Origin of the sequence: Anaerotignum sp., from assembly GCF_045122575.1 — a bacterium.
Lineage (GTDB): Bacteria > Bacillota > Clostridia > Lachnospirales > Anaerotignaceae > Anaerotignum_A.
In genome coordinates this window covers 1-7669 of record NZ_JBGVHV010000179.1, presented here as the reverse complement: position 1 = coordinate 7669, position 7669 = coordinate 1, and the positions used below count along the sequence as shown (strand labels likewise).

The following is a 7669-nucleotide window of genomic DNA, read 5'->3' as shown; positions in this document are numbered from 1 at the left end:
GTTCTGCTGTAAGCCACTACTTTACAGCCGAAAGCCTGTGCGATTTTTGCAACCTTGCCGCCGATAGCGCCTGTACCAACGATACCGAAAGTTTTGCCGAACAGTTCGCCGCCCACCAGACCTGCTTTTGTGCCTTCCTTACGGCAAACAGCGTCACAGGCGGGGATATTTCTCAGTACGGCGATGGCCAGACCAAAAGCCAGTTCTGCCACTGCGTTTGTGGAGTAGCCTGCTGCGTTGCATACGCAGATACCTTTTTCCTTACAGAAATCCACGTCGATATGGTCAACACCTGTGAATGCCACGGAGAGCAGTTTCAGGTTTTCGCATTTTTCGATAACATTTTTACGGAAAGGCTGGTTTGCGATGATGATGATATCTGCATCTTTGCCGCGTTCCGCCAGTTTTTCCTGATCTTCTTCCTTTGTGTCATAAGCCACGATTTCATGACCTCTTGCTTTTACTGCTGCTGTTGCTTCTGCCAGTTTTTCGGGTGTGATGCCCAGGGGTTCGATGATAACGATTTTCATGGTGCGTGCCTCCTAAATGAATGTGATATTTTATAGTAACTGCAATAAATTTCACTTTGTAAGCGTATCATACTGCAGTTTTTTTCAAAATACAAGAGTACTTGTGCAAAAAACGGAGAAAGATTATAATAAAGAAAAATTTATGAAAAGGAGTGAACCGAACAATGTCTATTTTGTTTTTAGAATACCCCAAATGCACCACCTGCAAGAAGGCGAAAGCATGGCTGGAAGGAAACGGCGTGGCTTTTCAGGACAGACACATCGTGGAAAACAACCCCACTGTGGAAGAACTGAAAGCATGGTGGGAAAAGAGTGGTCTGCCTTTGAAGAAATTCTTTAACACCAGCGGTCTGCTTTACAAGGAACTGCAGCTGAAGGATAAACTGCCGGAAATGAGCGAAGAAGAACAGATTGCACTGCTTGCCACCAACGGCATGCTGGTGAAAAGACCTTTGATTATCGGCAATGACTTTGTATTAGTCGGTTTCAAGGAAGCAGAATGGGAAAAATTGAAATAAAAAAGAGCCTTTTGGCTCTTTTTTTATTCCGCAATGATTTCACCTGTCCATGGATTTACCACAGCATAACTGTCATATCCATCAAGGTTAAAAAGATAATACATATCGTTCCAAGGATCAGAATCCAGTTCTACCGTTGCAGAAGGAATAAAGTTTTCAATAAATATAGCAGAAATGGCATTTTCATATTCCTTCACATAATAGCCTGCCGCTGCCAGTTTTCCCTCTGCCTCTGCCACAGTGCAGATACCCGTCGATCTTGGTACGGCCAGCGTCACTCCGATCAGCAACGCAAAAGTCAGCATCAGATTCCATGCATTGGCAGCATTTTTATCCATGCCCGCCTTCTGGGCCTTCTCCAGACCAAAGGCAAGGGGTGTAATTGCCAAAAACTGGAGGCCATACAACCGCAGTCTCGGCATCTGCCAGCAAACCACCAGCAACAGAACCACAGCCGCTGCTGCAAGGCACCAACCCACGATTTTTTCCCCTTTATCAAACTCCATTTTCGCAGATTCCTTTGGAGGCTTAAAATGATGAATGACGGAAATGATGAGCGTACCAACGCCCATGCCCAGCCAGCCTCCCCAGTTGGTTTCAACGGCTCCGCCGTAAATTTTTTTTTCGATATAATACAAAGAATAAACAGACAGACCCCCGCAGATGATAGCCAGTACCCAAAGCCAGAGCTTTCGGTCTTTCCTTTCCTCCATGGGCTGTTCCATATCATGTTCCGCAGGGTTCTCCCAGTCCCAGTCTTTTCTCAGAAATCCCATTTATACTCCCCCTTCTCTGGAACGATACCAGTTGCCCAGTTCCGGCTCCGCCTCCTCCGATGCGGCTATGAGGATTTCGCCGCCCTTGGGGTCAATCACAAAGCGATAGGGTTCGCCCTCTTTTCTGCCAAAAACCATATAATATTTTTCTTCCTGCATTTCTTCCTCATAAAAAGATTTGTCCACAGCATCCCGATAGACCCATCTGCCATAGAGCCAACCCAGATATTCCGCTTCCGAAAAGCCCTGTTCTGCAATGGCTTTTTCCGCCTGTTTCGTGGAGATCATCCCCATAATTCTCGGCCCAGCCAGCGTACCAACGACAAGCATCACCGCAATCACCAGTACATTGCAGGCGGACATAGAAATTTTATCAATACTGTCCTCATTCGCATTTACTCTTTGATGATCCAGCCAGTATGCTGCAGGAAAAACACAGATAAACTGCACTGCAAAAACAAACAGCCTTCTATCGACCACAGCCCAGCAAATCGCAATCCAACAAATCGCCTTCAGAATATTCGCCACCCATCTGCGTGCCTTCATCATCTTTGGTTTCTCTTCGCCACTGCGAAGCAACATGCCAATGACAATACCAATGGAACAACCTAAATAAGAAAACGTCCCCGTACTGATAATTTCTCCATAAAGGGTATGCTCCACCCAATAGGTCACCCACAGCGCAACCAACCAGCTGATGACTGCCGCTGTCCAGAGGATTTCCCGTTTTTTATTCTGTTGATAACTTTTTTCTTCCCATCTCCAGAGTTTCTCCATAGGTTCTCTCCCCCTTTCAGACCTTCCCCACATAGGGGATCTTCTGCAAATCTGTTTTCATACCAGCCCTTCTTTCTGCAAAAAGGCTTTCAGTTCCAGCAAGTCTTCATCATACGTGGCTTGCAGGGCACGGTTATAGATGACCGCCGCAGGATGATAGAGGGCAAACAATGTTCTGCCATCGGCCAGAGGGGTAGGTTTGCCATGATAGTCCCCGATGACCGCCTTCTTTTCGCCAGTCACAGCTTTCAGGGGCACGTTGCCCAGTGTCACCACTACTTTCGGAGAAATGACTTTGATCTCTTCCAATAAATAAGGCAGGAAGAAAGCAATCTCCTCCGCAGAAGGGGGACGGTTTACCGCCTTGCCCGTTTTGGGGCTTTCCTTGGTGGGGCGCAGCTTCACCACATTGGAAATATAAATTTCCTCCCGTTTCAGGCCCACCACTTCCAGAAAGGCAGACAGGTTTTTCCCCGCCTTGCCCACAAAGGGACGTCCCTGCTTTTCTTCATCACCGCCGGGGGCTTCCCCAATCATCATCAGGGCAGGATTTTCCGCCCCTTCCCCAAAAACGATTCTATGCTCTTTATATGCAGAGGTTTCCACCGCTGCCAGCAGTGCCTGCTGTACATTGTTGATATTTTTCATAAAAATTGCTCCTTTTTCCACTTACCCACCGAGTTATCCACAGCCAAAGAGGGTTTTCCACAATATTTTTGTTGATAACTCATTATGTCACCCACAAAATATAGGGACTATTTTCGTTTTTCCTCCCATTCGCCCTGAAAATTCCTTGATTTTACGGCAAATCACAATATTCATCTTGTGTTGCATATTTTTTCTGTGGAAAAACAGGTACTTATCCACAGGATTTCCGTGGATAACTCACAGAGTTGTCCCGAACTTCCCCACAGGTTATCCACAAAGTCACTGCCCTTTGCTGCCTTTTGCACAACAGATCTGCAGCCAAAACACCGACATACCGCCCAGAAAGCCGCCGATATGCCCCAGGTTATCCACATTGGGTTCGAAGAAGCCAAGGCAGATGGCCGTTGCCGCCAGCAGCAGCATGGTGGAATAGCTCATGCCCGTATAACGGGGGCCGTGTTTCTTTGTCAGCAGGAGCATGGCTCCCAACAGACCGTAGATGGCGCCGGATGCGCCAATGGAAATGCCATAGCCATCCCCCAGAAAAACGCTCAGCAGACCGCCGCAAAGGCCAGACACCAGATACAGCAGGAGAAACTTCCCTGTCCCCAGCAGTTTTTCGGAACGGACGCCGAAATAATACAGATAAACGGCATTGGATGCCAGATGCATCCAACCGCTGTGGAGGAACATGCTGGTCAGGAACCGTTCATATTCCCCCCGGGCAATGCCCTCGGCACTGAGCCCATACCGCAGGATGATTTCATGGCTTTGGGGTGCAAAGGTGGTCACCAGAAGAAGCACCAGACAAAGGGCAAAGATGACTGCCGTTGCCACAGGCTTTTTCTGCTCCCTGGTATCCCTGAATACCAGCACCTCAGGCGCTTTTCCCTTTGCCGCTGCCGCCAGCAGCTTTTCGATGCCGAGGATCCGATCTGGCTGCCCCTTCGCCGCCTCCACTCTGGCGGTTTCTGTCGAAAAATGCCAGAATATGCGATGGGCTTTTTCTTCGTATGTATGCAGGTTTTCCCCGCTTTCCACAGTATCCACAGCCCACTTTTCCCCTGCTTTATCCACAAGGACAGACAGCGCCACCAGACGGGTGCAGAAAAATTCCTCCAGTCGGTTTTCCATAGATTTGGAAAATCCTGCAAAGGTCATATTTTCCTCCCGCCAGTTCTCTTCTCTGCCATCCAGCAGGCAAACCAGATAGAGGACAGGATTTTCTGCCCGCCAGTACCAGTTAGGTTTATGATTTACCGGGCGAAAGCCCGTATTCCGCATCTGCGCGTCAATGGTTTCCCAGAACGCCATGGGATCACCTCCGAATTTCGTCTTTTTTTCATATTACCATAGATCATTCTTTTATTTCTGAAATTTTTCTTAAAATTCCTGTAAAATCAAAAAACTGCCCTTTGGGGCAGCCGCGGAAGGGTTCGGGAAACCTATGGGTTTCCTGATTGGGATCCGCAAGCGGAATTCATTTCCGCTGAGGAAAACAGGCTGTCGCCTGTCCCAACAGGCACAGATCTGTTTATACCTACAGTCTCCTCGTTGAAATCCTGATTTCAACGAAGGCGCTTCGCGCCAAAACAAAAAACCCGCCGACGGCGGGTTTTTGAAAGGATAAGAAATGGGGTAATCTTTCTTATCGTAAAAGGAGTTCAAAATCCTTCGGACAAGAGGGCTAACCGCGTGTTGTACACAGGGAAGTATCGGTTATCCACAAACTTATCCACACAATTAACATATCATATTTCCGAAGAAATGTCAATTTGCCAAAGGCAGGCAGGCTTTCTTTTTTTCGACATTTTACAGCAGAAAACTCAGAAGATACAGGCCTGCCACCCCCGGTATCCCCAGCACAGCCGATACCAGCAGCGTGGCGGCATTCACCCCCACGGCAGCCCCCATGCTCTGTCCCAGAAACAGGGCAAGGCCGCCCACAAGGGCAGACACGCCGCACCGCAGCAACACCCGCAGGGGCTTCGAAAGGGCGATCAGCGCCAGCGCAAACAGGCAGACAAAAATGGCACAGGTCATCACATAATCCAATTCTTCTCCCCCTTTCATACCACACGTTCATAGGCCGCGGCGCCTTCCGCCGTCAGCCCCATTTCCTTGGCTGTTTTCAGAAAATAGGCATACTTCCGCTGCAGGGCGATGATCTCATAGATATAACTGTCTATGAGGGCTTCATCGGTGACCATTTCGAAGGAATTTCTGGCGCATTCCATCTGCAGCTGCACCTGTCGGATGGCCAGCAGGATGGCTTCCCCCTCCGTCAGCAGGGTTTCGGCTTTTCGCTTCATGGAAAAACCTCCTTTTTACTCCTAATATAGGCAGGAAGGGGAAAATTTATGCAGAAAAAAAGCCTCAAATTCATCAGATTTGAGACTTTCGATTTACTGTTCTCTTGTCTGTAATTTTACCAGATCTTCCTCTGTCAGTTCTCTGCACTGACCTTCCGGCAGATCCTCGGGCAGATAAAGTTCCCCCATGGCGATGCGGTGCAGTTCCACCACCTTGGCGCCGAAACAGCCGAACATCCGCTTGATCTGGTGATAACGGCCTTCTCTCAGGGTCACTTCGGCGGTCTTTTCCCCAAGGATGGTCAGTTTCGCATCCTTGCAGATGCCATCGTTCAGTTCGACCCCTTCCGCAAAGCCCTTCTGCATTTCCTCTGTAACAGGAATATCCAGTTCCACCCGATAGATTTTCTGCACGTGCTTCTTGGGAGAAAGGATATTATGGGCCAGCACGCCGTCATCGGTAATGATCATCAGCCCCGTGGTATCCTTATCCAGACGACCTGCGGGAAACAGGTCGCGTCCCTTCAGGGCAGGGGGCACCAGCTCCAGAACGGTCTGCTGTTTTTTATCTTCCGTGGCGGAAACATAGCCCTTGGGTTTATGCAGCATCAGATAGATCTGCTTTTTCACCACAAAAGGCTTGCCGTCCAGCATGATCTCATTTTTATCTACATCGGCCTTCTGGCTGGCAGAAGTCACGACCTTGCCGTCGATGGTGATACGCTTTCTGTTTACCATATATTTCACATCGCTGCGGGAATAAAGCCCCTGAGACGCGATAATCTTGTCGATTCTTTCCATTGCCATAGTATTTCTCCTTTATTCAACCTTTTCCTTACAGAACACGATACACCATCGTGGCAATAAAATCAATGAAAACCACACCAAATAATACCGCCGCCAGTTTTGTGCATCGGTTTTCTCCCAGACAGGCGAAGATTTTTTCCAGAACCGGCTGTACAACATACAAAAAGAACAGGCTGCCCAGTCCAAAACGAATACTGGGGTTCAGCGCAATGCGCCCCTCGAACTGGAAAGCATATTTCGTATAATCCCACTGCCAGTGGCCGATGGCTGCCTCCATGGCATAGCTGGTAGCCAGTTCCAGAGCCGTTGTCAGAAACACAGCCCCCAGAAACACCAGCAGGGGGCTGTACCATTTCCACTGCCCTTTGATTTTGCCCAGACAAAACAGCAACAATAACGCTCCAAACCCATAAACAGGGCAATAAGGCCCAAAGAGGAAGCCCCTGTTAGAAAACCCCCATTGGTAAATGAAAACTTCCAGCACCACTTCATAACACCAGCCAATGACCGCATAGGCCAGAAAGCAGAGAAAGAGGAAAGTCCCTTTTCGTTTCATAAAAATACCCCTTTCTACAAAATCAGACATTGTAGTTAGGGGTATGATAGCACATAGCCGAGTCTTTTGCTAGGCAATATATGGAAAATTCAGAAAAATGTAAGAAATCATTCTTCAGACATAAATTTCTGCAGGGCGGGATAGGCTTTCTTCATCTGCTGATAACCGTGATGATAGAACTTCATCAGTGTATGATAATCCGTTTCCGTACGGCTGACCTCCTGCCTTTCGGGGCGGATGGAAAGGACTGTCCCTTCCGCTTCCTTTTCGTGGATAAAATCCAGCGTGGCATTATAATTTTCGTGACGCTGCAGCATGGCTTCCTGCAGGGCAGGATATTTTCTGCCGCTCAGTTTGGCGATCAGCTTCGTCCCCTTGGACAGCTGCATCCGAAATTCCTTTCTTCTGGTCTCGATCACGACCACCTTATCACTGCCTTTTTCAAAGGCGCGCTTGACGGGAATGGAATCGGCCACACCGCCGTCGGCACAGGGCACTCCTTCCACCTCCACCACGGCAGACATGCCGGGCAGGGCACAGGAAGCCTTGCCGATCTGCATCAGGTATTCCCTGTCATAGTTCCGATCGGTAAAATACACCGCTTTCCCTGTCAGGCAATTGGTGGCTGCAAATTCCCTTTCTGTGGGGTTATCGAAATATTCTTCATAATGGAAGGGGAAATAACGATTGGGATATTCCCGGAAGGACCAGTCCAGATCAAAATAATGCCCCGTTTTCAACAGGG

General features: G+C 48.6%; 11 protein-coding genes. 1 reads left to right on the top strand and 10 read right to left on the bottom strand.

What is annotated here, in order from left to right; genetic code table 11:
* On the bottom strand, positions 1 to 530 hold a 530-nt coding region (locus tag ACJMLT_RS09040; protein WP_405729739.1), incomplete at its 3' end, for an NAD(P)-dependent oxidoreductase.
* 164 nt (positions 531 to 694) lie between these two features.
* Between ACJMLT_RS09040 and ACJMLT_RS09035 the strand changes: the two genes are divergently transcribed.
* Positions 695 to 1048, top strand: coding sequence for an arsenate reductase family protein (locus tag ACJMLT_RS09035; protein WP_405729736.1), 354 nt, complete (start codon positions 695 to 697; stop codon positions 1046 to 1048).
* A gap of 23 nt (positions 1049 to 1071) precedes the next feature.
* Here ACJMLT_RS09035 and ACJMLT_RS09030 read toward each other — a convergent pair whose 3' ends face one another.
* From ACJMLT_RS09030 to ACJMLT_RS08990, 9 genes are all read right to left on the bottom strand, one after another.
* Entirely contained in the window at positions 1072 to 1824 is a 753-nt protein-coding gene (locus tag ACJMLT_RS09030) for a hypothetical protein (protein ID WP_405729733.1), read from the bottom strand.
* A complete protein-coding gene (locus ACJMLT_RS09025; protein ID WP_405729730.1) occupies positions 1825 to 2601 on the bottom strand; it encodes a hypothetical protein in 777 nt (258 codons plus the stop codon).
* A gap of 57 nt (positions 2602 to 2658) precedes the next feature.
* Positions 2659 to 3249, bottom strand: a complete 591-nt coding sequence (locus tag ACJMLT_RS09020; protein WP_405729727.1) for a uracil-DNA glycosylase — start codon at positions 3247 to 3249, stop codon at positions 2659 to 2661.
* A gap of 279 nt (positions 3250 to 3528) precedes the next feature.
* The gene (locus ACJMLT_RS09015) at positions 3529 to 4563 is read right to left on the bottom strand and encodes a rhomboid family intramembrane serine protease (protein ID WP_405729724.1); all 1035 of its coding nucleotides are present in this window, start codon (positions 4561 to 4563) and stop codon (positions 3529 to 3531) included.
* A gap of 498 nt (positions 4564 to 5061) precedes the next feature.
* Positions 5062 to 5295, bottom strand: a complete 234-nt coding sequence (locus tag ACJMLT_RS09010) for a pro-sigmaK processing inhibitor BofA family protein (RefSeq protein ID WP_405729742.1) — start codon at positions 5293 to 5295, stop codon at positions 5062 to 5064.
* 23 nt (positions 5296 to 5318) lie between these two features.
* Positions 5319 to 5561, bottom strand: a complete 243-nt coding sequence (locus ACJMLT_RS09005) for a DUF2508 family protein (RefSeq protein WP_405729721.1) — start codon at positions 5559 to 5561, stop codon at positions 5319 to 5321.
* A gap of 93 nt (positions 5562 to 5654) precedes the next feature.
* Complete coding sequence (locus ACJMLT_RS09000; RefSeq protein ID WP_405729718.1) at positions 5655 to 6368, bottom strand: pseudouridine synthase; 714 nt, start codon at positions 6366 to 6368, stop codon at positions 5655 to 5657.
* Between the two features lie 28 nt (positions 6369 to 6396).
* Entirely contained in the window at positions 6397 to 6924 is a 528-nt protein-coding gene (locus ACJMLT_RS08995) for a putative ABC transporter permease (protein WP_405729715.1), read from the bottom strand.
* A 107-nt stretch (positions 6925 to 7031) separates the two neighbouring features.
* The coding region (locus ACJMLT_RS08990) for a patatin-like phospholipase family protein (protein ID WP_405729712.1) at positions 7032 to 7669 on the bottom strand (638 nt) is incomplete at its 5' end.